Here is a 26,776-nt window from a genome sequence, read left to right on the forward strand (position 1 = left end):
AGGCCTGTTATATTTCATAAATAATTATAAGCTTCTTTCCATAAGCTAAAGGAAAATCAGTAATGGAAAGGAAGAATTCAATGGGTGTAATCAATGCAAAAGAAGTGCAAGTCGGTGACGAAGTGTTTGTGATTTATAATAATCCCCACGTTCCTACCGTTTCGAATATAAGGGCGGCGGAAATCGTTCCGCATCCAAAAGATCCCAATGCAGTTGCCTTGTTCCTGAACGATACATTTCATACGATTGAGGACGATGATGCTTTGTTCACTTCGGAAGCCGCAGCGGAAAAAGCATACAGTGATTATATGGATAACCAAATGACTTAAAGAGACGTTCACTTCGCATGAACAGATGAAAGCCTTCGCTTATAGAGCGGGGGCTCTTTTTGTTTAAATTCACGAGTATTTGCTGCAAACTCACGAGTAAAAGCGCCAAACTCACGAGTAAATGCTGCAAACTCACGAGTAAAAGCGCCAAACTCACGAGTATTTGCTCCGAACTCACGAGTAAAAGCGCCAAACTCACAAGTAAATGCACCAAACTCACGAGTAAAAGCGCCAAACTCACGAGTAAATGCACCAAACTCACGAGTAAAAGCGCCAAACTCACGAGTATTTGCTCCGAACTCACGAGTAAAAGCGCCAAACTCACAAGTAATAGCTCCGAATTCACGAGTGGATGCTCGAACTCACGATAAAAGCTCAAAGTTCACGAGTATTTGCTCCCAAATCACGAATAAACGCTGCAAACTCACGAGTAAACGCACCCATACTCACATGTCAGAAGCCATTAGTGATTAAAACAGCCTATTTGACTGTGAAAAATAAAAAAATGCCACTCCTATTTCAAGAAATACAGAGTGACAGTTATTTATGATCTAATCTCAGTTATTGGATTGGATTAATAGTTTCATTGCGTGAATTTGTCCAATATGATTGGCTTCATGGAGCACTACAAAATTAATGAATTCCCCCACTGTTTCCATTCCGTTGAAAGGCTGTGCTGTTTTTTCAGTCAATCGTTCCTCCGGAATTTCAAGAAGTCGATCAAGTTGTTCATGCAGTTGTTGCTTTAATACTTCAACGGTAGGTACGTCCCCAGTCCAGTCCGCTGGTTTTGAACCATATCCGAATAGTTGGCTGTAATTCGCTGGCAATTCACTATTGGAATTCAATAAAAATTTTTCGGCTGCAGTAAGGACATGTCCAAGGTGCCAATGGATTGTATTATTAAAACCTTCAGGCTGTACATCCATAAACTCTGGTTTGATTCCATCGATTTCTTTTAAAAGATTGCCGCGCATGACCGTTAGCTGATTTTTTACATAATTCATTTTACATTCCCCTTTCAATCTTGTTTTTTTCTAAACGCTATCCCATGAAATTATAGCAAGGATAATTCAATATTATCAAATTTTAGCTAAGCCATTTCACAAAGGAAAGGATTATCAATTTAAAAGGGTTTATACTGTCGGCTTATAATCGGATTAAATGCAATATAAGCGAGTATAAGCTTTTGATGAAATGGAAGGCTGCATCAACTATTTTCTGTATGGTTTGGTTGACAAGCCCAAGGGATTCAAGGGGTCAAGAACTCTTAAGCCAAAAGCTATAGTTTTTTTGTTAAGAAATCAATAAACATTCCTATTACTCTTTTGCGTGGAGAAGTATAATGAAATATATTGGATAATTAATCCAATGGGGTATGAGGAGATGACAGTAATGAAAAGGACACAGCTGCTTGTTGCACTTAGCCTATTATCAATAACGTTAGCTTCAGGCTGTACAACAAAGCAAGAACATATTTCCGTTCAAAAATATGAAGGTAAACACTACAAATTCGAAGCATATAAAGAAAAGATAGAAATGGGGAAAACAGAAAAAACAAAAGAAATAGTAAAGAATGCAGATTGGGAAGAATTCGCGTTGGCGGAAGATCATCCTGAGGCGGACTTCATCTTTTATTTTAATGATGAGAAAAACGAAGGTAGACTAACCGTATATTATGTTTGGGTCAATCCTGATGAAAATATTGTAGAAATGACGAAGGATGAACATAGTCAGTATGTACAGTTAAATAGAAAAGATTCAAAAATCATATTAAGACTGCTGCATAAATGAAATGCCTCCAGACAGAGTTATTTAAAAAGTGTAATGGTTGGAATCGAGGCATTAAAAAAAAGAACTAAACCCTTAATCTCTTCCTGTTTTATACAAATATCTATACATGTTTGACAAAAAGGCGAAAGAATCCGGACTTCCAAACAAGTCCGGGTTCTTTCATTCTGCTCAGGCTGAATCAGTCTTCTTATTCGTTGTCCTCAATAGTGGCATGGTGCAGCAACGAAAGGAGCCGCCGGACTTGATGATTTCGCTTATATCGACTTCGATGACTTCGTATCCGCGTTCACGAAGCTGACTATTTACCTGTTTATTACATGGTAGACTGAATAATTTTTTATTCCCAATCGAAAGCACGTTGGTTCCTAATGTGAATTGTTCTTCTTTAGTCACTTCGATCATGTCATAACGTGAAGCTAATAGATCCATCTCTTTTTTTGTAAAGGACTCTGGAAAAATAAGCGCCTCTGTCGGTGATATGATATTGAAAACACAATCTAAATGAAGGAATGTTTCAATGAAAGGAACCGCGATGACATCGTATTCCGGTAATAAGGTTTGAAGATGCTTGACGGATGTTTCATCCGTTCTTTCACTGATTCCAATATAGATGGTCTTCCCGTCAATAAGGACATCCCCGCCCTCAATATGATTTTTGAGGAGGTTGAAATATGAGATGCCATTCGTTTCGAGCCAGGATTTCAATATTTGTTCTTCACCCTGCCTGATACCTGTTGCCAACTCAGCCACATAAACGGTATTGCCAAGAGTGAAACCGATATCCCTCGTGAAAACTTGTTCTGGATATGTAAATTGAGGCGTAAGTTTTATGACTTCAATTCCTTCATGTTCAAGAGCCTTTGTAAATTGGGCGTGCTGCTTCAAGGCTAGTGCTTGATCGATATTTTCCTCTTGAAACTCTTTTTGTGTTTCGTTGATGATCTCCCGGATTTCCATATAACGAGGTTCGCAGACGATAACCCGTGATAGCTTTGAATATTCACTCGCGCAATAAGCTTCTAGTTCTTCGTTTATTTTGTTTACCATAAATGAGCTCCCTCTAAATATAATTGTATCTTTACTATTTCCTCTTTTTTCTAGAAAGAAACATAAAAAATATGTCATGGAACTCATCACTAAATTTAGATGGTTTAAAAAACCTTTCAGATTCCGCTCTTAATAAATGATTCCGTTATATACCGGTTAGATCTTTTTCTATTTGAGCGAGTTGGCCCTACAGTTTTTTTATGTTTGCGCTTGATTTCAGAAATCCGCTTCCTTTCCGCCGACTGCCTGCCAAGCCTTATCAAAGCAAGCGTCTGTGGGGTCTCGGCCAGCCAGTAATTCGGCAGGATTGTCGCAAATTTCTTCAATCCAATAAGGGTTTCATTAAACAATAAATAACGATAAATAGCGAGATTGCCTGCATGTTTTTATTTATAAAAATTTCAGTTGATTTCAGAAATCCGCTCCCTTTCCGAATCCCGTTTTTGTCGTCAAACTGATAGGATCTGGTTTAGCCTTTTTTTTTGAAATATCATCAGGCTAAACCCAAATTCAAAATAATCGTAAAAGGCACCTAGGGATAAAGGATTATTTTTTTTCTGGTCGAATATATAATGAGGATGCTTTTAATATAAGGGGGAGATTGTAATGATGGATACTCCATTGATCATGACTCAAATCATTGAGAGAGCTGAAAAATATTTTCCGAAGAAAGAGGTAGTTTCGCGTACGGATTGTGGAATTCACACATTTACATATGCAGAGATTGCTGAACGTACAAGAAGGCTGACCAGTAATCTTGAAAAATTCGGCATTCAAACAGGTGACCGTATTGGAACACTTGCCTGGAACCATCATCGGCATTTAGAAGCATATTTTGCGATTCCTTGTCATGGTGCTGTCCTTCATACAATCAATATGCGTCTGTCTCCTCAACATGTTTCTTATATCGTCAATAGTGCGGAGGATCGATTACTATTGATAGACCCGGATGTCATTCCCCTCTTGGAAGCAATTAAAGATGAGTTAACGACAGTGGAAGGGTATATCATTATGACGGATAAAGAGGAGCTGCCTGATACGACCCTTTCACCCATTTATCATTATGAAAGATTATTAGCCGAAGGGAATCCGAAACAGCCATTCATTCAAACCTTGGATGAAAATGCGCCTGCCGGCATATGTTATACTTCCGCCACGACCGGGAATCCGAAAGGTGTGGTTTATTCACATCGCGGAATTTTGCTGCATGCGATTGCACTGGGGCTTGCCGATTCCACAGCAATAAGCGAACGTGATGTGGCCCTTCCTGTCGTGCCCATGTTTCATGTAAACGCTTGGGGCATGCCTTTTGCCAGTGTTTGGTTTGGAACGAAGATGGTTTTGCCGGGACCCTATTTCACCCCGAAGATTTTGGCTGAGCTTATAGAAACGGAGAAGGTTACAATCGCAGCAGGGGTGCCGACGATATGGCTGGGCTTATTGAAGGAGCTGGAAGAAGGCAGCCATGATACGAGCAGCATTCGTGCTGTTCTATGCGGAGGGTCGGCTGCTCCGAAAAGCATGATTAAAACCTTTGAACAAAAGTATGGGATACCATTCCTGCATGCCTATGGAATGACTGAAACGAGCCCGCTTGTTTTTGTTTCGAAACCAAAAAGCTATCAGGAAGACCTCCCTGAAGAAGAACTTTATGAGTTGAAGGCCAAGCAGGGCCTTGTTTCGCCAATGATAGAAATTAAAGTGATCGGTCAGGACGGCGAAGTGAAACCAGATGGAAAGGAAATGGGCGAATTGCTGATCAGGGGTCCTTGGATAGCGAATGAGTATTTTAAGGATGAGCGGTCAGAGGATACGTTTAAAGATGGCTGGCTGTATACGGGGGATGTTGTCACGATTGATGAAGAAGGGTTCGTCAAAATCGTTGACCGGACGAAAGATTTGATAAAAAGCGGCGGTGAGTGGATTTCTTCCGTAGATATAGAGAATGCATTAATGGCCCATGAAGGAATCTTCGAGGCGGCGGTAATTGCAGTGCCTCACGAAAAATGGCAGGAACGGCCGATCGCCTGTGTTGTCTTGAAGGAGGCATACAAGGGGCAAGTGTCCCAGGAAGACATCATCGAATTTTTAATGCCGCAGTTTGCAAAATGGTGGCTGCCGGATGAAGTGGTCTTTTTGGATGAAATCCCGAAAACGGGTGTTGGGAAGTTCTTGAAAAGGGCATTGCGTGATCAGCTTCAGGATAAATATATCAATAAATAATGCTGGATTTGTATAATTGTAACTTTTCCCCCTATTCTGATAATGGGGAGGGATATATAATAGAGTCATAGAACGAAAGAGGAGGAAATAAATTGAGTATTGAATCGACATCACCTGCAGGCACTGTTTTAGTCACATATTCGGACAGGACGGCCACTGTTGCAATGAACCGTCCAGAGGCCATGAATGCTTTAAATCCGAAAATGCTGCATGACTTTATTCATGCCTTGAAGGAAGTAAGTGAGAATGATGATGTGGATGTCGTCATTTTAAAAGGGAATGGGAAAGCATTTTCCGCAGGTGGTGACATTAAGATGATGCTCTCGCCTGGAAAAGAAAACGCTTTCGATGAACTGATGGATGGAATCAGTGAATTGGTGACCACTCTATACTTCATGCCTAAATTGACCATCAGTGCCATTCATGGTGCAGCTGCAGGGCTTGGGTTAAGTATAGCTCTTGCAACCGATCATCTTATTGCCGATTCAGAAAGTAAGGTTGCGATGAATTTTATCGGGATTGGATTAATCCCCGATGGCGGCGGACACTTCTTCCTTGAACGTCGTCTTGGTGAAGTGGGTGCAAAAGAACTAATCTGGGAAGGTAAAGTGCTTACTGCGCTTGAAGCAAAAGAAAAGGGCCTCATTCATGAAGTGGCTGACGGAACCTTGGAACATGCGGTAGAGAAGAAAGTGCAATCATGGCTGCAAAGCCCGGTTCAGGCCATGATTAAAACGAAAAAAATCCTTAGTGAAAAAAATCGCCCGCTATTGATTAAGATCCTTGAGATTGAAAAAGCTGCCCAGATGAAAATGCGCGAAACAGCGGACCACCAAGAGGGAATTAAAGCATTCGTGGAAAAAAGGAAACCGAACTTCATCGGAAAATGAATGAAAAAGGCCGTCACGTTATCGTGACGGCCCTTTTTATATAAGGAAACTAGATCATATTTTTAGTGTTTGCGCTTCCATTTTCAATCAGCGATGAAAAAGCAATAAAGCGCCTGAAGGTGATGTGCAGCGATGTGTTTGATCTTGATAGTTTTTTTCCTTCAATAGATTTTGTCCCAATTCTTTAGCTTGTTCATCATTCTCGGCTGTAAATGATTCATCCAATAGTTTTTCCCCTGACGGTTCAAAAACGGTTAATTTGTATATTCTGCTCATTTTCAAAAACTCCCTTATCAAAAATGTTATTGTCTTAGGAACTGTTATAAAAATTTTATCATTATCTGTCAATTTTGACTATTATTATGTGAGGGAAATGTATTAAGACAGGGAATATTGATAAGTAGCTGAATATCTTGAAAAACGATGGAAAATAACTATACCGAACTAACTTCAAAACAAAACCTATTTATACTAGAGGAATTCTTTCTTTAAAATGAAAAATCATAAATGATATAATAAACCTGAGTAATAGTGCATCTAGGAAGTGTATGGATCGAAGGGGGATTTTTTGAATGACGGTAAAAATCGTTAATAATATCACTGAATTGATAGGAGATACACCTGTTGTAAGGATTAATCATTTAACGGCGGAGGGTGACGCTGAAGTATTTGTGAAACTTGAATATTTCAATCCGAGCCGCAGTGTAAAGGATCGGGCTGCATTCAACTTAATTAGGCAGGCTGAACTGGACGGCATCATTCAATCCGGGGCCACGATCATAGAACCAACATCAGGTAATACAGGTATTGGGCTTGCTATGAATGCCGCTGCAAAGGGGTATCGGGCGATTATGGTCATGCCGGATAATATGTCGAAAGAAAGAATCAACATCTTAAAGGCATACGGAGCGGAAGTTGTCCTCACCCCTGCATCAGAGCGGATGCCGGGAGCCATTCGTAAAGCTGAGGAACTAGCCGCAGAAATTCCTAATAGCTTTATTCCGCAGCAATTCGAAAACCAAGCAAATCCTGATATTCACAGAGTGACGACAGCAGTCGAGATTTTAGATCAGATGGATGGCAACCTGGATGTGTTTGTCGCTACTGCCGGAACGGGAGGAACGATAACCGGTACAGGTGAAGCTTTAAAAGAACATCTGCCGGATTTAAGGGTTGTAGTTGTCGAGCCTAAGGGTTCCCCAGTTCTTTCCGGCGGAAAGCCTGGTCCTCATAAGTTAGTGGGTACGAGCCCTGGATTTATCCCCACCATCTTAAATACAGAGGTATTTGATGAAATCGTTCAAGCGGCTGATGAAGATGCAATATCCACCATGAAGGATCTGGCTTCGAAGGAAGGGATATTGATTGGACCTTCAGGAGGTGCCTCTGTCTGGACTGCCCTGCAGGAAGCCCGTCGTCTTGGAAGTGGAAAACGAGTATTATGCATTGCACCGGATAATGGTGAACGCTATTTAAGTATGGATATTTTTGAATGATGAAAAAGACCGAATGCCGTGCATGAAACAATGTTCACGCCATTCGGTCTTTTTCCTGTTGAATTTGCCCATACTGCATGATGACGTATTAAAATAATAATGTATGGGAAAGTATGTTCTGTTCATGTTAAAATTAAATGTGAAAGTTGATAGAAATCGAGGTGACACTTATGAGCGGTGTGAGGTTCATTCATGCGGCGGATCTCCATCTGGATAGTCCCTTTTCGGGGTTGAAGGATATGCCGTCAACTATATTAAAGGAATTAAGGGAAGCTCCTTTTAAAGCTTTTCAAACTATCATTAATGAAGCAATTTCCCTTCAGGTTGACTTTATCGTGTTATCGGGGGATCTATTTGACGGGGAGAATCGGAGTCTCAGGACACAGGTCCGCTTTCGGACAGAAATGGAAAAACTCCAGCAGCATCAGATCCCTGCCTATATCATTCATGGTAACCATGATCATCTCAGCGGCTCATGGATTACTGTGGAGCTGCCGGATAATGTCCACGTATTCTCAGGGCAAACCGAAGTGAAACGGTTTGAAAAAATCGATGGGACGACTGTCCACCTTTATGGGTTCAGTTATCCGCGCCGTCACGTAAGGGAGAGAATGATCGAAACCTACATAAAAGCTGAAGGGGCCGATTATCATATAGGTCTGCTTCATGGGAATTTGGAAGGCAATTCCGAACATAGCCCATACGCCCCTTTTTCATTGAAGGAACTAGCTGCCAAAGATTTCGATTACTGGGCATTAGGCCATATTCATAAGCATCAGGTGGTTTCAGAAGATCCGCTAGTGATATACCCAGGAAATATTCAAGGCAGGAACAGAAAGGAGTCTGGCATTAAAGGGTGCCTGCTCGTCGAATTCGACGGGGACATGAAGCGTCATTCCTTTATTGAAACTTCTGAAGTGATATGGGAAAGCGATACAATTGAAATAACCGCGGATGGTGGATTTGATGCCCTGTTCAAGCAATGCAGGGAAGTAATTGAACGGAAGGGCATCGATGGGAGAAGCTTTCTTTTGGAATTGAAGCTGGATGCAGGAGATGCAGCAGGCCCTTCCGGGGAATATCTTGAAGAATTGACCCGGATCTTGCAGGAAGAGGACCAAGGGGAATCGTTTGTCTGGGTGTATAAAATCAAAGTCATCCAGTCGATGCCGATGATTAGGTCAAATGAAACATTATTGCCATTTATGGCTGAGGTATCAATGCTTGCATCTGAATTTGATGATACGGATGCTGCTCTGGCCCCGCTTTATATTCATCCGGGTGCAAGAAGGTTTCTTGATACAATAGAGCCAAAAGAGCAGAGGGAACTTGTGGATGAAGCGGAAAGATGGCTTTTGCACGTTTTTGATGCGAATAAATGAGTGTAGGGAGGAGGAACGGGTTTGATTATTAAAGACCTCCATGTTTATGGTTACGGTAAACTGGAAAATCAGCGTTTTCCTGAATTGGGACAGCTGCAGATTTTCTTTGGGGAAAATGAATCGGGCAAGTCAACCATCATGTCCTTCATTCATAGTATGCTATTTGGTTTTCCGACAAAGGTTCAAAACGAACCGCGTTACGAGCCCAAAATGCATGCCAAATATGGGGGAAGGCTCAGTCTCATAACAAAAAAAGATGGGGAAATCGTTATTGAACGTGTGAAGGGAAAAGCTACTGGCGATGTAAAATTGACCTTCGAGGATGGAAGGGTCGGCGGCGAGGAAGAATTGAATGAGATTCTCCATGGCGTTGATAAAAACTATTACCAAGCCATTTTTTCTTTCGACCTTCAAGGGCTGCAGGGATTACATACACTAAGTGAAGGTACCATGAGTAAATATCTGCTTTCAGCTGGGCTGATCGGGAATGATAAACTTCTTGAAGCCGAAACGAAATTGCAAAAAGAGCTCGATTCAAGGTTCAAGCCATCAGGCCAAAAACCTTTACTGAATGTGAGATTGAAAGAACTTAAGGAATTGCAGAAAAAGGTGAAAGCATCAGAAGAAGAACAGCAGTCGTATACGGCATTACTTCAGGAAGAAGCAAAACTTAAGGAGGAGCTCTACAAAGTCACGGAAGATATTCAAGAGATTGAAGAAAACCTTGTTGACGTGAGCACTTTTTTGCGAATTAAACCCTTGGTTGAAGAACAGGGGGAACTTGAGGCCGAAATAAGTGAAATTCCGGAAGTGAGTTTTCCTGTTGATGGCTTAAAAAGACTTGAACAGCTACAGTCAGTTGGAATGCCCATGAAAGCTCAACTTGCGGCATTGATCGAGAAAAAGGACAAACTTGAGGAAAGACTCAGGGAAATCGAAATCAATCCGTTCATCAAGGAGCATAAAGAGCAAATTGAACATGCAATCGATCAAGGAACTATGCTTGAGAAGCTCGAGCTGGATATGAGAAAAGCGGAACACGAAAGGCAGTTGGAAGAAAAGAATATCGAAAAGGTGAAGCAGGAATTATTCTTGGATGTTTCTGATGATGAAATAAGAAAACTGGATATCAGTACATTCATGAAGGAAAAGGTGAAAAGGGCCGAGAGGGAAAAGCATCAACTCCAAAATGATAAGAAGCAGCTTGATGAGAAATATGAACTGCAAAAGGGAAGTCTGGAAACGACAGAAGCCCGCTTGAAGGAGATACAGGCCCAGTTAATGCCAGATGAAAAAAGAATCGAGCTGGAGTCCTTATACAACAAGCAGAATAACATCGAATTTGAAGCAGCACAATCGCTTATTCTTGATGAACAAATACTTGAACTTGAAAAGCAATTGGCATTACAGAGGAAGAAGGAAGCGGATAATCGCAAACGTTCACATATCCTGAATGGCAGTTTATTAGTACTTCTTTGTTTAGGTGCGATCGGAAGTTATTTCAGTGAACAGATGTTGTTGGGGATGATACTTCTAGCCGTGGCTGTTCTGTTTGCGGTATCCAGGTATCTTTTTAAAGGTGATGATATATTGTCCGGGTATATCAGGCAATTGGATGAGATGAAAAGGAAAAGGGCCGCAATTGGGACTGAGACCAATAGGGGGAGTGAAGGAGAGTCGATGGGTCGGCTGCTTGAACTGGACCAACGTCTCCAAAGGCGTTTTGAAAGTGAAAGTTTCAAATATGAAGAAAGGGAGGAAGCGTTTGAATCGACCATTCAGGAATATGCCGATTGGGAAGCTAGAAGGGACCGGTTGGATAAAGAATTGAGGAGCATCTTAAGCGATTGGGGTCTGTCTTATCCCGGAATGGAAATCAATCTTGAATCTGTATTTGAACATCTAGAGAAATGGAAGGAAGCCGTTGATAGGAAATATGAAACAATCAAGAGGCATAATTTTCTGCAGGCAGAATTTGAGGGTAAATCAAAGGCTTTATTTCATTTTGCACACAGCCTTGATTTTGAACCATCCACATGGCGGGAAGCGATTGGCCTATTGAAGCGGGAATTGAATAAAGCGGTTGAATTCTCCGTTCAACTAACGCAATGGATGCAGGAACGAAGTCGTTTGACGAACGAAATTGAGCAGCTGACGATGGAAAATGGCTATCTTGATGCAGAAATGGAAATTCTTTTTAAGTTAGCGAAGGTCAAGGACGAGGAAGAATTCAGGCATGCCGCTGCATTGTTCGAAAAGAAAATCACTTTACAAAAACAGCTTGATTTGATTACCATTCAAATTGGGCAATCCAGAATGCTGCCTGATCAAATCCAAACTTACTTAAAACAGGGGATCAATACTTATACATTTGAAAATATAGAACGGAAACGGAAGGATTCTATAAAGGCGAAATCCCTTTTATTAGAGAAGCGGGCGGATGCGAAGCATAAGATAAAACAGCTTGAAGTTTCAGGGATTTATGATGATTTACTTCATCGTTTTTATGAAGAAAAAGCTGCTTTTAACGAAGAGGCGAAGGAATGGGCGAAATTGGCAATAGCCAAAAGCTTATTGAATAAAACATTGGACCGATATAAAAGGGAACGCCTACCGAAGGTGATCGCTGATGCCGAGCGGCACTTTTCCTTTTTAACGAATGGGAGCTATCGTAAAATCATCCTTGATCAGTCGGGAGAAGGAATTTGGGTACAGCGCAATGATGGTTTGAGTTTCAGGGTTGAAGAGGTCAGCCGCGGGACAGCAGAGCAAATTTATGTTTCCCTAAGGCTCGCGCTTGCTGATCATACTTTTGAAAATGATTCATTCCCTCTCATCATTGATGATAGTTTCGTCAATTTTGATGCGGAAAGGACAAAACGGATGCTCGAGTTATTGAAAAAAGTTTCGGAAAAGCGGCAAATTTTATTTTTTACTTGTCACCGATATATAATGGAGTACTTTAGCGAAAATCAAGTGATTCGTCTATCCAGCCCCTTATTGCGCCAGGATATGAATGATTTGATCATCCCTGAAATATAATGGGTTTTAAACTATAGATAAAGAGAGTGAAGTCATTGAATATGAATGAGTTTGTAAGCCACCATGATTCTTCTTTGAAGTTAATCATCGAAAAGGAGTTTCCCGGTAAACGATGTGTTGGGGGAAAATATTCTGCCAAAGGACATAGCATCACTTTATATGAGAGAGATATCGAAATTCAGTGTGAACGCTCCCTAGGCTCGCTTGCAAGGCTTGAGGAATATACATGGGTGATCCTCACGCATGAGATGGGCCACGCATCAGACCCCGATCTTGCTGTGCTTAGTGAGGAGCTACACAGTACAGGAAAATCAGAAATCCTTTATCAAATAGAGGTCAATGCATGGAATATTGCAGAAGGATTAATTCCTTTTATCGATCAGGATTTATTTACCTTCATTAGGGATGAATCCTTGGCACATTGTACAAATCGACTGCTGGTCGGTTAAAAAGCTCTCCATATGGAGGGCTTTTTTATTTTCCGCTAAATGGAGATTCCGGAGATGAAGCACGGACTGATGAATCGGGGAGCTAGGAAAATGGTATTAATGTTTCCAAAGGAAGCTTCATATCTTTAAAGGAGCGTTCACTTTAATGAATCATAACAGGAATGGGACATGAAGTTTTTGGTTTATATTCTTTTTTAAGATTGACAGTGAGAATCATTTTCATTAAACTGGTATTATTAGACTAAAAGGGGAGTATTTTAATGCGACCAGCTATTAACACACAGTCTTTATCGCTCGGTTATGGTGATAAATTAATTATAAATGATATGAATATAGAAATACCCAAAGGGGAGATCACCGTTTTCATCGGTGCTAATGGATGTGGAAAATCAACACTTCTAAGGTCTGTTGCCCGATTGTTAAAACCTCAATCCGGCTCTGTTTTGCTCGAAGGCAAAGCGATCTCGACCATGTCATCGAAGGATGTAGCAAGAAAGATGGCGATTCTTCCACAATCCCCGGTTGCTCCTGAAGGGCTTACAGTATATCAGCTTGTTAAACAAGGAAGATATCCTTATCAAAGTTGGTTGAAACAGTGGAGTTCCGTGGATGAAGAAAAAGTTCAAAAGGCGATTGAAGCAACGAACCTGACCGATTTAAAGGATCAGGCAGTCGATGAATTATCGGGAGGCCAGAAGCAACGGGCATGGATAGCCATGACGCTGGCTCAGGATACGGACATCATTTTATTGGATGAACCAACTACATATCTTGATATGACCCATCAAATCGAGATTTTGGACTTATTGTTCGACTTGAATGAGTTTGAGAACAGAACGATCGTGATGGTGCTTCATGATTTGAATTTAGCTTGCCGTTATGCGGATAATCTGGTGGCACTTAAAGATGGGTCGATACATGCTCAAGGCCGGCCAGAGGATATCATCACTCCTGAATTGGTACAGCATGTATTCAGCATGGACTGCCAAATATCCTTTGATCCAATTTTCGGCAGTCCCATGTGCGTCCCGTTTGGTAAAGGCCGCTACGCCCAAAGTCAGGTAAAAGCGCTGGCCAATGCATAACCTCACACCATCCATGGAAAAAGAGCTGCAAGGATATCGCATATCCTTCCGAGACGAAGCCAAAGTTTCCAAGACCTTCAATCATGCTGATGAACTTATTCAGTATGCACAAGCTCGGACTGGGGCGGAAACGTCAGGGATAGCCATTTCAATGTGGTTCAGACGCTATGCTTTTTTTGTCACGGCACAATTTTACATGTTAAGCAAACATCGGCTTATCTGGGAAGGCACACTTCAGGACATTGGTGTTTTGGATGACCCGAAAGATGAACATTGGCTCCCGAATTTTTTGCTGAAAACTAACAGTTGGAGCAATGTCTCGGAAAAGGAAAGCCCTTCTGCCCTTCATTCCATATTGAGCAGATTTGGTGCTGTTGCCATTCGCTCCTTTTCCGGAACTGCTAAAATATCGAAACTAGTACTCTGGGAAAATATTTGGAGCTATACGGTATGGATGTATAGTGAGTTATTGAAGCAGACTGATATAAAGACGCGAGTTGAAAAGGACATTGAAAAGCTGCTTGAAGATGAAGTATGGCTGAATATTGAAACGCGTTCCCCCTTTAAACGATTCATAGGGGAAAAAAGTGTTCCGGCGTCCATGAATCCTTATAAACGGGTGACATGCTGTTTATATTACCGAATTGAGGGCAAGGAAAAGTGCGCGTATTGTCCGAACAAAAACTGTTGAAATAGATTTGATTGGAGAGCCAGGCTTGGGGTCAAGCCTGGTTTTCTTATGGAGTGATAAGAGAGACGGTCAGCCTAGGCTTTTCCTGTCCATTGTCCATCACTTATTAACGAAAACTAAACGCATTAACGAGATTGGTATGTTATAATGTTGATATTTAATTGAACGGAGGCAGTCGCATGGGAAATGGGATCATACACTACGGAATTGGTGAAGTAGTAGATATATATATGTACATTAAAACGAGTACAAAAGCGGTGGCAAGTAATGGAAAGCCGTTTTTAACATTGATTTTGTGCGATAAAACCGGGGAGATCGAGGCAAAGCTATGGGATGTTTCCGAGGCTGATGAGAAAACATACAGTGCGGAAGCTACGGTGAAAGTTCAAGGGGAAGTCCAGAATTATCGAGGACGCAGCCAATTGAAAATCCGTAACATTAGAATTACTTCAGATACTGATGGGGTCACGAAAGCCGATTTAATTCAAACGGCGCCTTTAAGTCAGGAAGAAATGATGGAAACCATCACTCAATTCATTTTTGAAATGAGGAATCCGAATATCCAAAGGGTGACTAGGCACCTCATTAAAAAATATCAGAATGAATTCCTGACGTTTCCTGCTGCCACCAAGAACCATCATGAGTATATGTCGGGACTGGCCTATCACGTTGTATCGATGCTAGGGCTGGCTAAGGCCATTTCAACCCTATATCCTTCGCTCAATAAGGATCTTTTGTATGCAGGAGTCATTCTGCATGACCTTGGAAAGGTACATGAGCTATCCGGACCTGTTTCGACTGTATATACAGTGGAAGGGAACTTGTTGGGGCATATCACCATCATGGTGAATGAAGTCGGTAAAGCTGCAGAGGAATTGGGCATTGAAGCGGAAGAAATCATGATTCTCAAGCACCTGATACTAAGTCACCATGGTAAAGCTGAGTGGGGCAGTCCCAAGCCGCCAATGGTTAGGGAAGCTGAAGTGCTGCATTATATTGATAATATGGATGCCAAGATAAATATGATGGACCGGGCCTTGGAAAAAGTGAAACCGGGTGAATTTACGGAAAGAGTTTTCGCGCTCGATAATCGTTCATTCTATAAACCAACATTTTAATGAAATATGCTTCTTTCTCGATGGAGAAAGAAGCATATTTTTTTTGTTCGCGCATATTCTCTAGTAAATGAATAGTAGATTTTTTGGGAGGGAATGGACATGCCAATTTGGATCTGGTTCGTGTTTATTGGGATAATTGTCAGTGCAGTCATGTCAATTTGGACAGCTAGGCAGGAACGCCTCATAGATGATGCTTGGATTGAGAAGGAAGGTCAGAAGTACATTGAACGCATGGAAGAAGAGCGCGAGAGGCGTAAAAAGGATATAAATCAGGGAGCATAGCTCGAACCATAAAAAAAAGCGACAGGAAAAGTCCTGTCGCTTTTTACTATTCAATTATTTTTCAGCATTGGCTGCGTCACCGGAAGTGATGGCATCTTTTAGATCTTCGTCTTTAATCTTCACGTCCGCTTTTTTGACTTCTGAATTCAAAATGTCCTGAACTTTAGTTTGGTCAATTTGAGCGACTTTCAAATCATATTCAAGATCTTTTTTCATATCTTCGTATGATTCTTTTTCTTTTGTATCAAGAAGTTGGATGATGTGGTAGCCATAATCGGATTTAATCGGCTTGCTGATTTCATCTTTCTTCATTTTATAAGCTTGCTCTTCAAATGCAGGAACCATTTCACCTTGTCCGAACCAGCCTAGCTCCCCGCCTTTTTCAGCTGTGCCTGTGTCTGTTGAATATTCTTTTGCAAGTTTAGCGAAGTCTTCGCCTTTGTCCAATTTAGCTTTAACTTCGTTTGCTGTTTTTTGGTCTTCCACTAGAATATGTCTCGCTTTGATTTGTGGTTTATAGTCTTCATAAGCTTTTTTCACATCAGCTTCTTTAACTTTTATATCGGCAACGGCTGCTTTTTCTTGAAGCATGCCGATTTTAAGTGCACGTTTAAGATCATCTTCGCTCTTATATCCGGAAGAGGCAAGGGCCGTTTCGAAATTTTCACCCATTTGCTCTTTAAGTTCGTCCGTTTTAGCTTTAACTTCTTTATCCGTTACTGTATATTTTTCAGAAAGAACTTTTTCATAAACAAGTTCTTGAAGAACGGTTTCACCATAACGGTCTTTCATTACATTGTAAAATTCTTCTTTGGTGATATCCCCCGCTTTAGTTTCCACGACTGCTTCCTTGTCGCTGTTGCATGCTGTAAGTCCGATCAGCCCTGCAGTAACAGCAATCGATAATGCCCACTTCTTCATAAAAACAACTCCTAGTTATAAGTTTCTTGTTTGCTATTTTTTCGTATTTCCACAAAATTAACTATAACATATTCTGGTTACTTTACAAAAAATAATATATTGGTGCATGAATAAGAATTTTTTTAAAAATGGGTGTATGCCTAACCGGATATTAATCCATTACATATGATAAACCGAGGACAACAAAAGGGGGTAGCATAATGGGTAATGGATTTAACGGAGGCTTCGCTTTGTTAGTGGTGTTATTCATTTTATTAATAATTGTAGGAGCAGCCTATTGCTAATCGGCTGTAAAATTAATAATGGAAAGAGCCCACTCCTTTTGCCATGGAGTTGAATAGGATAGGGTAGCCGCTCAACAAAAAAGATTGAAGTGATTCTCAAGCTAAGAAAGGAATGGATTCCTTTTGGCGGATATAAGAGTGTGCATGAAGATACTATTACTTAAGAATGGAAAGGAGGAAGATCAATGTCTGGAGGAATAGGTGGAGGCTTTGCTCTAATTGTCGTTCTTTTCATCCTGTTAATCATCATTGGAGCTTCTTGGTTATAAACCCATAAACAAAAGGCGAAGCTGTTGCTTCGCCCTTTTTCTTTATGTGGATAATGCTCCGGGTATCACCAATGTATGTAACAAATGATGGTCATCATTTGTTGCTCATCTCTACGTATACAAAATTTCAATATAGGAGGATAATAACATAATAGTAATTAATACATTAATGGTCCTGAATACTTTAGGCTGCCGGTCTTCAGCAATTTCCTTTTGAATGCATAAAGAGTTTGTCATTCTATTAATATTATAAAGGATCAAAATAGCAAAAATAATAAACCAGAACGAGATCAAAACCTAAAATCCCTCCTTGCAAAACATCATGTATAAATACGATACCAAATTATAATGAAAAAAGATACCTAAAAATCTTATCGGGTATCTTTATGGATAAATAAGAAATCACTTTTGAATAAGTATATCGTATCCTTCGAGATGTTCCTCGATAAAAGAATGCCTTGGGGAACCAACCAGATTTTTTATATAAATAAAATCCGATACGCATAATCCGGTGTGCAGGGATAATAAAATAGTGAAATAATGGATGTAATGCGGAAATCTAAGGGCACAACCAATCAATATGACAGACATAATGAAGAAAGGCAACACAAGGGTCAAGAGATAAAGGTGCTTTCGAATCGGATCATGCACATTGACTCTGCATGTAAGCACAACGTTCCACTTCAAGGACCAAGAAGTTTTTACTTTTTTACATAATAATCGTAAAGGTAAATAGTGTAATAGTTTGTGAACAGGATATAATAAGAGCAATAGGCTAAAAAATACCATTGTTTGATCGCCATACAAAATAACATGGGTTGAAAAGACACTTAATAATGTATAGATCAGAACAAAAGACATCAATATAGTAAAAACTGAAAAAAAGAGCAGACGGCAATTCCCATATTGTTTTGCCACGTCAATTGTTTTCCACGAATTCATTTCGAAATCAGCCCTCCAAAGCTGTTGAATTTACTTACATACATTACGATGAATGGGTGGAAAAAGCAATGGAATTCTTGGATTAAATTTAAGATAAAATCACTTTAGTGTGTAAGTAGGGCTAAGGGCGATTAATGCCAGGTTTTGAACCAGGGATAAGAAGGATTACTGAGTGTGAAAAATCAAAAATTGGTTATAAGTCTTTTATGTTAAATTGAATGATCGATTGGGGATTAGTGATGTATGAAAAATATAAATGAAGAAATAGAAATTCTCCGTTTTCATCAACGGCTTTTATTAAACCTTATACGCAATCCGGAGGCCAAGTTGGACTATCTATTTGTGGAAAAAAATTTCACGAAGAAGGAAGCGGAAGAATTATTGGAAACATGTGATATCTTGAGCAAACGCTATGAAATAGAAAAAGCGGAAGGGTATATGAACTTTCGACCGCTTTTTAATCAATTTGAAAGAAAGGTTAATCCAAAAATAACCACAAAGGAATGCATTGATGCATGCCTCGCACAGGGGTTATATGTATCATTCATGAAGGAAATGGATAGAGTATGAGATTAAACTGGCTCAGTTTCTTTCTCTATCTTTTTTTTTGTGATTTTACCCTCCACATCAGTAAACTCCTGATCGATGTTATCGAAGGATCGTTCAAAGATTTGCATGAAGTCTTCACCGTATATATTTCGGATGATGGCCATCATTTCAATCATATCCGGAAACTTGCCATAAAGCTCACGCAGTGGAAGTGCACCCGAGAAAGCAGAGTTCTTACTTGGGTCATATGTCTCCATTAAATCAAGTAGGATTTTTTCACCTTCAGCAGTGATCTCTATATAGGTATTCCTTTTGTCATTTTCTTTTTTTGAAAATGTTAAGTACCCGCGTTCCTCTAATTTTTTTGAAAAGTTAAATGCCGTAGAAACATGCATGACCCCAAATTTTGCAACATCTGAAATGGAAGAGCCATTAAGATGGTAGGCAATCCAAAGGATATGGTGCTCATTGATATTTAAATCATAGGGCTTGATCCATTGCTGCCAATCTTTTTCAATCGATTTCCATAATGCTTTGCTTAATTGTGCAATTCGTTGACTAAAAATCATTGCTTCTTTCATAGAATAATTTTTATTCTGCATATTATGGGCTCACCTACTTATAAGATTCTATATATTTATTATGACAATAAAATAAAAATTAATAAAGATAAATATTTGCAAAATTTTTAGAAAATTTTAGTTTTTTTAATGAATTCTCCATTCTTCTCCAATAAATCATGTAATTTATTGGGAAAAATGGAGAATCAAGCTTGTGTGACGATGCCAGCTATTAATTTTTAGAAGTAGGTGCGGCCGCTTCCAATTCCTTCAATGAATTTTCGATTTCCTGAACGTTCTTCAATAATTCATTCTTATTGGGTTCGATTTCCCGCTTCCAGTTCTCGATGACGACCTGAACATCCGAAATGAACGTTTTTACCGTTTCTTTGCTGATTTGTGAAGCTTCCATCGTGTCATCTTTAATATTCAGCATTTTTACCTTTAACTCATCAATTGTATTCTTAATTTCGTCGGTATTCGTTTTGATGCGGGTCCGTAGATCTTTACCTGAACTTGGTGTTGAAAGTAAGGTTGCCGCACCAGCTACTACTGTTCCGGTCAAAAAGCCAATTAGTAATGATTTTGCTTTCATTAGGATCACCTCATTTTATAATATGTTTTCGCTTTCCATGGTCTGAATCCCTGCTGCATCAATTGGAAATTATGATAAATAGGGAGAGAAATACTATTGATATCAAAATACCATAATTTTCATTCTTATGGAAGAGAATCGACCATTTTATCTTTATATCACAAAAATATTTTTTTAAACTTAGAGAGTAAATATATAATATTTAAAAATAACTTGAAGCTTTATTAATAATGCTACATATAAAGGGAAGAGCAGCATATAGATAATAAAAACAAGCTGTCGGAACATGGATGGCACTGGTGGGTTAATAATGAAAATCATTTTTTTATTAGGCCTGGTATGCCTGTGCGGAATGGGGTATTTTCTAAGGCAAGCAAAAACTCCTGGCATCTATCCGCCCAAGAGGGTGCTCCAGGCTAGAGCCTTCGCTATGGGTCTCCCTGGGGTTTTACTACTTTTCATTTGGTTTATGTGGATATTGATTCATTGATCATTGGAGGATGATTGTGACTAGAATTCCAGATTCATAAGATTGGAAAAAAAGCACCGGACATTCCGGTGCTTTTTTAGGTATGATGATCCTGCTGCTTAAGCATTAATAGGTATATTTGATTTTCTTACGATGCCGTTCACAATTGGATAAATGATGACCATCGCAACTGTATTTAACAGTACGGCAGGAAGTACAACTGCGCCGAAAAGTGCAACGAAAGGCCCTGGAAGGGAAACGATATAATAAGCCGAACCAAGGAAGACAGCGCCGGAAATCATTGTTCCTACGGCAGTCAAGATACTAACGGTGACAACGGATGTTGAAAACTTCTTAAGACTGATGAATAAAAGGTAAAACAGAAAGGCTGTTGCCAATTTGTCTATGATATTTGGAATCTGTCCTCCAGGAAATGTAGTTGTCATGGCAGAGATGGCTCCAGCTGCCAGGGCGACAATGAATACATTCTTCTTCGCGGGAAACAGGGTAATCGCCAAAAACATCATCAACAGCATCATATCCGGTTTCATTCCAAGGAAGAATCCAGGTACGATAAAATGCAGGGCAGCCCCAATCCCGATTAATAGGGACAGTGACACAAGGGTTTTCGTTTTCATTTACTCATCTCTCCTATTCTCATCTCAACTAACATCTTTTCTTCAACAATGCACTATTGCCTGTTGCAAGAAGTTTAAAATAGTATATCATAAGACCTATTTTTTTAGAAGTTATATTTGTTTGAATTAAAGGGTTTGAGCTTCTTTCGCTTTATACGATTCCTGGAATTTCTTCATGAAATCAGCAAGGTCCTGGCAATGGGATAGAGGGACCGCATTATAGATGGAAGCTCTGCAGCCGCCAATGGAACGGTGACCGTTCAGTCCTACGAATCCGGCTTGCTTCACTTCTTTAAGGAATTGTACTTCAGCTTCTTCAGACGGAAGCGTGAACGTTACATTCATTAATGAACGGCTGTCCGGTAGGGCATGGCCTTTATAAAAACCATCACTGCCGTCGATGGCATCGTAAATGACTTTTGCTTTTTCTTCATTGATCTCAGCAATCTTTTCCACGCCGCCCTGTTCTTTTGCCCAATCCAACACAAGGGACAATAAGTAAATGGCCAATGTCGGAGGAGTGTTGTATAAAGATTTATTTTTTGAATGGATAGAATAGTTCATCATGGATGGGATTTTGTCATTATCCGTTATTAAATCTTTACGGATGATAACCACTGTGATTCCAGACGGACCTAGATTCTTTTGTGCACCTGCATAGATGATGCCGAATTTACTAATATCAATCTTTTTGCTGAGAATATCACTTGACATATCGGCTACTAAAGGAATGTTGCCTGTTTCCGGGAAATCCTTCCACTGTGTTCCGTAAATCGTATTATTGCTTGTGATATGAAGATATGCAGCATCATCATTCAATTTGATATCTTCAACTTTAGGGATGAACGTATATTTTTCATCTTTGGATGAAGCGACTACGGACGTTTCACCAACCTTTTTGGCTTCTTTTAATGCTTTTTCCGACCAAGAACCAGTGAGGACATAATCTGCCCTTTTTCCATCATTCAAAATGTTCATGGGAATCATGGAGAATTGCAGACTTGCTCCTCCTTGCAGCAGGAGAACTTCATAATTTTCAGGAATTTCCATAAGGTCTTTTAATGATTGGATGGCATGGTTATGAATTTTTTCGAATTCCGAACTTCTATGGCTTAATTCCATGACGGACATACCGGAATCCTCAATATTCAACCATTCGTTTTGGGCTCTTTGTAAAACTTCTAAGGGAAGGGCGGCTGGCCCAGCGTTAAAATTGCGTGCACGTTTCAATTTTTTTCCTCCTATGCGACTATGTGATAAAGTATTTGAGACTATTCATATATCCTACCAGAAAACTAAATTCAATAGGAGGAAAATTTAGAATTTTAAGTGACAATCCATTTTAATGATAGGCCAAAGTAAAAAAGGTCCTGCACTTTAAAGTGAGGACCAAATTAGGATCATTGTTTTTTCATGCAACAAGCGTGCTTAAGTTCAATTCTTTTAAAAAGATATTAAGAAAGGAGAAAGAAACCAACATGTGCCAGCGGTTCATTTTAAATGCTGTGCAATGGAGTCAGCGATTTGTTTCAGGTCATCTGGTGTATAGTCGCTGGTATTCGTTTTCCAAACTGCCCCAAACCCGTCACCTTCTCCATGCCGTGGAATTAAATGCATGTGAAAATGGAAAACGGACTGTCCTGCAGCTTCCCCGTTATTATTTAAAAGGTTCAGGCCTACAGGTTGGAACTCCTGTTTCATGGCGCGGGCAATTTCCGGTACCACTTCAATAAGATTCTTGGCAATCTCAGGTGTCAACTCATAAAGATTTTCCTTATGTACTTTAGGTATTACCAGCGTATGGCCTTTTGTTACTTGACTGATATCGAGAAAGGCCAATACATGTTCATTTTCGAAAACTTTGCTGCTTGGAATTTCCCCGTCGATTATTTTGCAAAAAATGCAATCACTCATTAAAAACGCTCCTTTAAAAGTTAATGTATTTGGTTAATCGTACCATAGCTTGAATCCTTGGGAAAAGGAAAAATCATAAAAACAGGATGCAACATTAAGTTGCACCCTGCCTGTCGAAAAAGGGGGTTTTGCTTCAAAATCGCATTAGCATAAATTCTCTGCGACAAACACCTCATCTACATTTTAGTAAAATACGGTCATTATCTGATTAGAGATTTTCCATTCAAAGCAACCATCTCCTATATCTTTAAAGTTTCATCAACTTTCAAAGCATAATTGATAATTATTGAATGATTTTTCTGCTTTTACGTGCAAGCGAACCATCTCCTTGCTCGAAACGATTTTTTTATGAAGCTTCTGGTTTAATTCAGTTATACGTCTTTAACTGACACCTCATTTACAATATGATGTGAATCATTTGTAATAAACTTATGGGTATTTCAGTGTAATACGTCTTTAACTGACACCTCATTTACAATATGATGTGAATCACACGTAATGACTAACCCCTTCTTCCTTAATTATGATGACCACCAAGGAGGGAAAATATAATTAGTTATTTATGGAAATTTAGTTCGGGGAACACTCGACTATATAAAAGCAGGAGAATTTGATAAAATGGAAATAAGAACCTCTATATAGAAAGGATCGTTTATATGTCCTTATTGGAAATAAAGCAATTAGTGGGCGGATACACGAAAACGCCCGTTTTAAAAGGAATAAGTTTTGACATTCAGCCAAATGAGCTAGTAGGGTTAATTGGGCTCAACGGGGCTGGGAAAAGTACGACAATTAAACATATCATCGGACTCATGGAGCCGAAAGGCGGAAGTGTCTCGATTCATGGTAAAACACTTGCCCAGGACCCGGATTCATATCGTAAACAATTCACTTATGTTCCAGAAACGCCAATCTTGTATGATGAGCTTACACTTGAGGAGCATTTAAAGCTTACGGCCATGGCACATGGTTTGGCGGAAGCCACATATAAAGAGAGGATGGACGTTCTGTTAAAGGAATTCCATATGGAGAAAAGGCTTAAATGGTTCCCGGCACATTTTTCAAAGGGAATGAAGCAAAAGGTCATGATCATGTGCGCCTTTTTAGTGCAGCCGTCTTTATATATCGTCGACGAACCATTCGTGGGTCTTGATCCATTAGGCATTCAGTCCCTGCTTGACTTGATGAGGAAGATGAAAGAGAGCGGTGCGGGAATTTTAATGTCTACACATATACTAGCGACAGCCGAGAGGTATTGTGATTCTTTCATCATATTGCATAATGGAGAGATTCGGGCAAAAGGCAATCTTGAGCAGCTTCGTGAACAATTTTCCATGCCAGGGGCAACCCTTGACGATTTATATATCCAATTGACGAAAGAAGAAATCGGCCATGAATAGTCAAAATCTCTGGAAGGAAAGATATTTAGGCTATATAAATGAAACGCAAAAATATCTTCGCTATATTTTTAATGGCCATCTTGTTTTTGTCATGGTATTGGTTCTTGGTGGTTTAGCTTATTATTACAGTGATTGGGTGAAGACGTTAAACAGTGATTTCCCTGCTGAATTGATCATGGCCTTAGTTTTATCGATCATTGTAACCAGAAGCCCGATAAATACTTTCTTGAAAGAACCCGATACGGTATTCCTGCTTCCGCTTGAAACGAAGTTGAGAAGCTATTTCAAGAATTCACTGATATTAAGTTGGGTCATGCAAGGCTTTATTCTTCTGGTTGTCCTGATTGCATCGATACCGATGTATTCGAAGGTTACGGGTGCAGGAGGTAAGGACCTTGGAATCATCCTGGTCGTTTTGCTTATTTTGAAGTTTTTGAATTTAACCATGCGCTGGCTGGTATTGAAATATCAGGATACATCAGTGAGCCATTGGGACTCTCTCATCCGCTTTTTACTTAATGGAGTGATTCTTTATTTCATCTGTTTAAGGGCAAATATACTGTTTGCACTTATAACCTTCTTATTGTTGTTAGGACTTTACATGTATTACCGGAGCGCAACTAAAGGTTTTGTGCTGAAGTGGGAACGGCTGGTGGAACTGGAAAACAAACGGATGAATTCTTTCTATCGAATAGCGAACATGTTTACTGATGTTCCTCATTTGAAAGGGAAGGTAGCGAGAAGGAAATGGATGGACTGGCTATTATCACTCATTCCGTATGGTGATAAATCAACTTATACCTATCTTTACGCCCGTACTCTTCTGCGATCCAATGATTATGTGGGCCTTTGTTTTCGTTTAACTATCATTGGATCCGTGATTTTAAGTGTATTCACTAACATATGGGCACATTTGATTGTAACGTTCATGTTCCTATTCATGACAGCCCTGCAACTGCTGCCGGTATGGAAGGCACATGAATGGAAAGTATGGGTCTCACTATATCCATTGCCAGCAAAAATGAGAGAATCTGCAGTCATAAAGCTAATTTCCTATTTCCTATTATTTGAGGACCTTGTCTTCAGTTTGGTCCTGCTAGTGAAAGGGGAATGGATGTCCGCTTTAGCCGCCTTGGCAATGGGGCTTGTTTTCATATTCGGTTTTAAAATTTATGCAGCAAAGAAAATAAAAAACTTTTAAGCAGAAGCTGATTTTCAAAAAATCAGCTTTTTCTTTATTAATGTTTCAGTTGATTTCAGAAATCCGCTCCCTTTCCGCCGACTGTCTACCAAGCCGCATCAAAGCAAGTGCCTGTGGGGTCTCGGCTAGCCAGTTATTCGGCAGGAGTCTCGCAAATTTCTTCAATCCAATAAGGATTACAGTAAAAAAACATCAAGGATAACCTAGTCTAAAACTTGGTTCGGAATAAACCAGCCTGCAGTTTTTATTTTAAAAAACGTTCCAGTTGATTGGAACGTAAGGTACGAGACTCCTGCGGGAAAAGCGTGGCCAAGGGAGACCCCACAGGGGCAAAGAGCGCCGAGGAGGCTCCCGGACCGCCCGCGGAAAGCGAGTGCCTGGAGTGGAAAACAACGTTTCAGTTGATTTTATGAAAAATCAGCTTTTTCTTTTAAGAAATGAAAATAGAAAATAAAAGCCTCGTAGGGGGTATATACATATTTAACGGAGGTGTTAAATGATGGATGAATATGAACAAAAAGCATTTTCGGAACTAATATCATGGAAAAAGAAAGTAGCCAAAAAATCCGGCAGGCTTGAGCGGATGTCTAAAAAGGCGCAAATCAAATTGAATAGTTATATTCCAGACCGAGTGCACAAAATGATTACTGATAGTATTAAAGGGATGATTGAGGCCGTATTATCAGGTTCTAAATATATGTCTAAAGAAAAAAATGCAGTGCTACTATCCTTGCAGCAAAAAGAAGAGTGGGTTGCGGAAACCGTAACGGCATATCGGAAAACGGCCGTTATAGAAGGTGTGGGAACCGGAGCGGCAGGGCTTTTAATTGGATTGGCTGATTTCCCATTACTGCTTAGCATCAAGATGAAATTATTATTCGAACTATCCCGTATATACGGTTTCGATCCAAATAAATATGAGGAACGATTATTCATTCTCCATATCTTCCAGATTGCATTTTCAAGCGAGGAGAAGAAATTGGAAACATTACAGGTAATAGAGGAATGGGATTCAGGGAAATGGCCGGAAATAGACTGGCAAGAGTTTCAGCAGGAATATCGCGATCACATCGATGTCATCAAAATGTTCCAGCTCGTTCCAGGTATTGGGGCAGCTGTCGGTGGATATGCCAACCATCATTTGTTGGAACATCTTGGGGAAACGGCTGTCAATTGTTACCGAATCAGACTTCTTAAAGAGTAAGG

30 protein-coding genes are annotated in these 26,776 nt (G+C 39.9%); 19 read left to right on the forward strand and 11 right to left on the reverse strand.

The annotated features are described in order from the left end of the window. Positions 1-62: 62 nt before the first annotated feature. The gene (locus tag OSJ91_RS06330) at positions 63-329 is read left to right on the forward strand and encodes a transcriptional regulator SplA domain-containing protein (RefSeq protein ID WP_241590686.1); all 267 of its coding nucleotides are present in this window, start codon (positions 63-65) and stop codon (positions 327-329) included. 557 nt (positions 330-886) lie between these two features. Here OSJ91_RS06330 and OSJ91_RS06335 read toward each other — a convergent pair. After that, complete coding sequence (locus OSJ91_RS06335) at positions 887-1,336, reverse strand: DinB family protein (protein WP_485891240.1); 450 nt, start codon at positions 1,334-1,336, stop codon at positions 887-889. 388 nt (positions 1,337-1,724) lie between these two features. Here OSJ91_RS06335 and OSJ91_RS06340 point away from each other — a divergent pair, with 388 nt between their 5' ends. Beyond that, positions 1,725-2,123 (forward strand): hypothetical protein, encoded by a 399-nt coding sequence (locus OSJ91_RS06340; protein ID WP_485891241.1) that lies wholly within the window; start codon positions 1,725-1,727, stop codon positions 2,121-2,123. A 168-nt stretch (positions 2,124-2,291) separates the two neighbouring features. Here OSJ91_RS06340 and OSJ91_RS06345 read toward each other — a convergent pair whose 3' ends face one another. Further along, positions 2,292-3,170 (reverse strand): dimethylarginine dimethylaminohydrolase family protein, encoded by an 879-nt coding sequence (locus OSJ91_RS06345; protein WP_485891242.1) that lies wholly within the window; start codon positions 3,168-3,170, stop codon positions 2,292-2,294. 606 nt (positions 3,171-3,776) lie between these two features. Between OSJ91_RS06345 and OSJ91_RS06350 the strand changes: the two genes are divergently transcribed. Together OSJ91_RS06350 and OSJ91_RS06355 are read left to right on the forward strand one after the other, a co-directional pair. Continuing rightward, entirely contained in the window at positions 3,777-5,393 is a 1,617-nt protein-coding gene (locus OSJ91_RS06350; RefSeq protein ID WP_485891243.1) for a long-chain fatty acid--CoA ligase, read from the forward strand. A 92-nt stretch (positions 5,394-5,485) separates the two neighbouring features. Next, positions 5,486-6,283 carry an enoyl-CoA hydratase gene (locus OSJ91_RS06355; protein ID WP_350301677.1) on the forward strand — a complete coding sequence of 266 codons (798 nt, stop codon included), beginning with the start codon at positions 5,486-5,488 and terminating at the stop codon, positions 6,281-6,283. Positions 6,284-6,370: 87 nt separating this feature from the next. On the opposite strand, the gene OSJ91_RS06360 is transcribed toward OSJ91_RS06355, so the two are convergent. Continuing rightward, on the reverse strand, positions 6,371-6,559 hold the full coding sequence (locus tag OSJ91_RS06360) for a YhzD family protein (RefSeq protein ID WP_048677954.1): 189 nt from the start codon (positions 6,557-6,559) through the stop codon (positions 6,371-6,373). Between the two features lie 296 nt (positions 6,560-6,855). On the opposite strand from OSJ91_RS06360, the gene cysK reads away from it, so the two are divergent. From cysK to OSJ91_RS06400, 8 genes are all read left to right on the forward strand, one after another. Further along, complete coding sequence (gene cysK / locus OSJ91_RS06365; RefSeq protein ID WP_137017070.1) at positions 6,856-7,779, forward strand: cysteine synthase A; 924 nt, start codon at positions 6,856-6,858, stop codon at positions 7,777-7,779. Between the two features lie 170 nt (positions 7,780-7,949). Further along, complete coding sequence (locus OSJ91_RS06370) at positions 7,950-9,161, forward strand: metallophosphoesterase family protein (protein WP_485891244.1); 1,212 nt, start codon at positions 7,950-7,952, stop codon at positions 9,159-9,161. A 21-nt stretch (positions 9,162-9,182) separates the two neighbouring features. After that, on the forward strand, positions 9,183-12,203 hold the full coding sequence (locus OSJ91_RS06375) for an ATP-binding protein (protein ID WP_485891245.1): 3,021 nt from the start codon (positions 9,183-9,185) through the stop codon (positions 12,201-12,203). 41 nt (positions 12,204-12,244) lie between these two features. After that, positions 12,245-12,652 (forward strand): hypothetical protein, encoded by a 408-nt coding sequence (locus OSJ91_RS06380; RefSeq protein WP_232782974.1) that lies wholly within the window; start codon positions 12,245-12,247, stop codon positions 12,650-12,652. A gap of 260 nt (positions 12,653-12,912) precedes the next feature. After that, positions 12,913-13,737, forward strand: coding sequence for an ABC transporter ATP-binding protein (locus tag OSJ91_RS06385; protein WP_137017077.1), 825 nt, complete (start codon positions 12,913-12,915; stop codon positions 13,735-13,737). Beyond that, entirely contained in the window at positions 13,730-14,428 is a 699-nt protein-coding gene (locus OSJ91_RS06390) for a (2Fe-2S)-binding protein (RefSeq protein ID WP_485891246.1), read from the forward strand. Before OSJ91_RS06385 ends, OSJ91_RS06390 begins: the two co-directional genes overlap by 8 nt. A 179-nt stretch (positions 14,429-14,607) precedes the next feature. Further along, positions 14,608-15,546 carry a 3'-5' exoribonuclease YhaM gene (yhaM, locus tag OSJ91_RS06395; RefSeq protein WP_096339870.1) on the forward strand — a complete coding sequence of 313 codons (939 nt, stop codon included), beginning with the start codon at positions 14,608-14,610 and terminating at the stop codon, positions 15,544-15,546. Positions 15,547-15,645: 99 nt separating this feature from the next. Beyond that, complete coding sequence (locus tag OSJ91_RS06400) at positions 15,646-15,828, forward strand: sporulation YhaL family protein (protein ID WP_053344914.1); 183 nt, start codon at positions 15,646-15,648, stop codon at positions 15,826-15,828. Positions 15,829-15,882: 54 nt separating this feature from the next. Here the strand turns inward: OSJ91_RS06400 and OSJ91_RS06405 are convergent, their stop codons facing one another. Then, entirely contained in the window at positions 15,883-16,749 is an 867-nt protein-coding gene (locus OSJ91_RS06405; RefSeq protein ID WP_101224184.1) for a peptidylprolyl isomerase, read from the reverse strand. A gap of 200 nt (positions 16,750-16,949) precedes the next feature. On the opposite strand from OSJ91_RS06405, the gene OSJ91_RS06410 reads away from it, so the two are divergent. Both OSJ91_RS06410 and OSJ91_RS06415 read left to right on the forward strand, forming a co-directional pair. Further along, the gene (locus tag OSJ91_RS06410; RefSeq protein ID WP_034314701.1) at positions 16,950-17,033 is read left to right on the forward strand and encodes a YjcZ family sporulation protein; all 84 of its coding nucleotides are present in this window, start codon (positions 16,950-16,952) and stop codon (positions 17,031-17,033) included. Between the two features lie 185 nt (positions 17,034-17,218). Then, positions 17,219-17,302 carry a YjcZ family sporulation protein gene (locus tag OSJ91_RS06415; protein WP_061462016.1) on the forward strand — a complete coding sequence of 28 codons (84 nt, stop codon included), beginning with the start codon at positions 17,219-17,221 and terminating at the stop codon, positions 17,300-17,302. 111 nt (positions 17,303-17,413) lie between these two features. On the opposite strand, the gene OSJ91_RS06420 is transcribed toward OSJ91_RS06415, so the two are convergent. Next, complete coding sequence (locus OSJ91_RS06420; protein ID WP_034314696.1) at positions 17,414-17,596, reverse strand: hypothetical protein; 183 nt, start codon at positions 17,594-17,596, stop codon at positions 17,414-17,416. Between the two features lie 108 nt (positions 17,597-17,704). After that, entirely contained in the window at positions 17,705-18,244 is a 540-nt protein-coding gene (locus OSJ91_RS06425) for a DUF3267 domain-containing protein (RefSeq protein WP_485891247.1), read from the reverse strand. Positions 18,245-18,487: 243 nt separating this feature from the next. Here OSJ91_RS06425 and OSJ91_RS06430 point away from each other — a divergent pair, with 243 nt between their 5' ends. Further along, a complete protein-coding gene (locus tag OSJ91_RS06430; protein ID WP_101224182.1) occupies positions 18,488-18,814 on the forward strand; it encodes a DUF1878 family protein in 327 nt (108 codons plus the stop codon). A gap of 2 nt (positions 18,815-18,816) precedes the next feature. Here OSJ91_RS06430 and OSJ91_RS06435 read toward each other — a convergent pair whose 3' ends face one another. Both OSJ91_RS06435 and OSJ91_RS06440 read right to left on the reverse strand, forming a co-directional pair. Continuing rightward, positions 18,817-19,395, reverse strand: coding sequence for an HTH-type transcriptional regulator Hpr (locus tag OSJ91_RS06435; protein WP_034314691.1), 579 nt, complete (start codon positions 19,393-19,395; stop codon positions 18,817-18,819). Between the two features lie 190 nt (positions 19,396-19,585). Continuing rightward, entirely contained in the window at positions 19,586-19,948 is a 363-nt protein-coding gene (locus OSJ91_RS06440; RefSeq protein WP_350301684.1) for a YtxH domain-containing protein, read from the reverse strand. Positions 19,949-20,258: 310 nt separating this feature from the next. Here OSJ91_RS06440 and yhzF point away from each other — a divergent pair, with 310 nt between their 5' ends. After that, on the forward strand, positions 20,259-20,438 hold the full coding sequence (gene yhzF / locus OSJ91_RS06445) for a membrane protein YhzF (RefSeq protein WP_483861530.1): 180 nt from the start codon (positions 20,259-20,261) through the stop codon (positions 20,436-20,438). A gap of 98 nt (positions 20,439-20,536) precedes the next feature. Here the strand turns inward: yhzF and OSJ91_RS06450 are convergent, their stop codons facing one another. The 3 genes from OSJ91_RS06450 to OSJ91_RS06460 all read right to left on the reverse strand — a co-directional run bounded on the left by OSJ91_RS06450 (position 20,537) and on the right by OSJ91_RS06460 (position 22,969). Beyond that, positions 20,537-21,055 (reverse strand): tryptophan transporter, encoded by a 519-nt coding sequence (locus OSJ91_RS06450; RefSeq protein WP_076367276.1) that lies wholly within the window; start codon positions 21,053-21,055, stop codon positions 20,537-20,539. A gap of 126 nt (positions 21,056-21,181) precedes the next feature. Further along, the gene (gene serC / locus OSJ91_RS06455; RefSeq protein WP_350301685.1) at positions 21,182-22,285 is read right to left on the reverse strand and encodes a 3-phosphoserine/phosphohydroxythreonine transaminase; all 1,104 of its coding nucleotides are present in this window, start codon (positions 22,283-22,285) and stop codon (positions 21,182-21,184) included. Between the two features lie 261 nt (positions 22,286-22,546). Beyond that, a complete protein-coding gene (locus OSJ91_RS06460; protein ID WP_485891248.1) occupies positions 22,547-22,969 on the reverse strand; it encodes an HIT family protein in 423 nt (140 codons plus the stop codon). A gap of 656 nt (positions 22,970-23,625) precedes the next feature. On the opposite strand from OSJ91_RS06460, the gene OSJ91_RS06465 reads away from it, so the two are divergent. The 3 genes from OSJ91_RS06465 (at position 23,626) to OSJ91_RS06475 (ending at position 26,774) form a co-directional block, all read left to right on the forward strand. Further along, positions 23,626-24,369, forward strand: coding sequence for an ABC transporter ATP-binding protein (locus OSJ91_RS06465; RefSeq protein ID WP_350301686.1), 744 nt, complete (start codon positions 23,626-23,628; stop codon positions 24,367-24,369). Beyond that, complete coding sequence (locus tag OSJ91_RS06470) at positions 24,362-25,570, forward strand: ABC transporter permease (RefSeq protein ID WP_485891249.1); 1,209 nt, start codon at positions 24,362-24,364, stop codon at positions 25,568-25,570. Before OSJ91_RS06465 ends, OSJ91_RS06470 begins: the two co-directional genes overlap by 8 nt. Before the next feature lie 499 nt (positions 25,571-26,069). Then, positions 26,070-26,774: an EcsC family protein gene (locus tag OSJ91_RS06475; RefSeq protein ID WP_485891859.1), complete on the forward strand. Its 705-nt coding sequence runs from the start codon at positions 26,070-26,072 to the stop codon at positions 26,772-26,774. Positions 26,775-26,776 lie beyond the last annotated feature (2 nt).

Source organism: Bacillus sp. T-10(2022), from assembly GCF_056502895.1.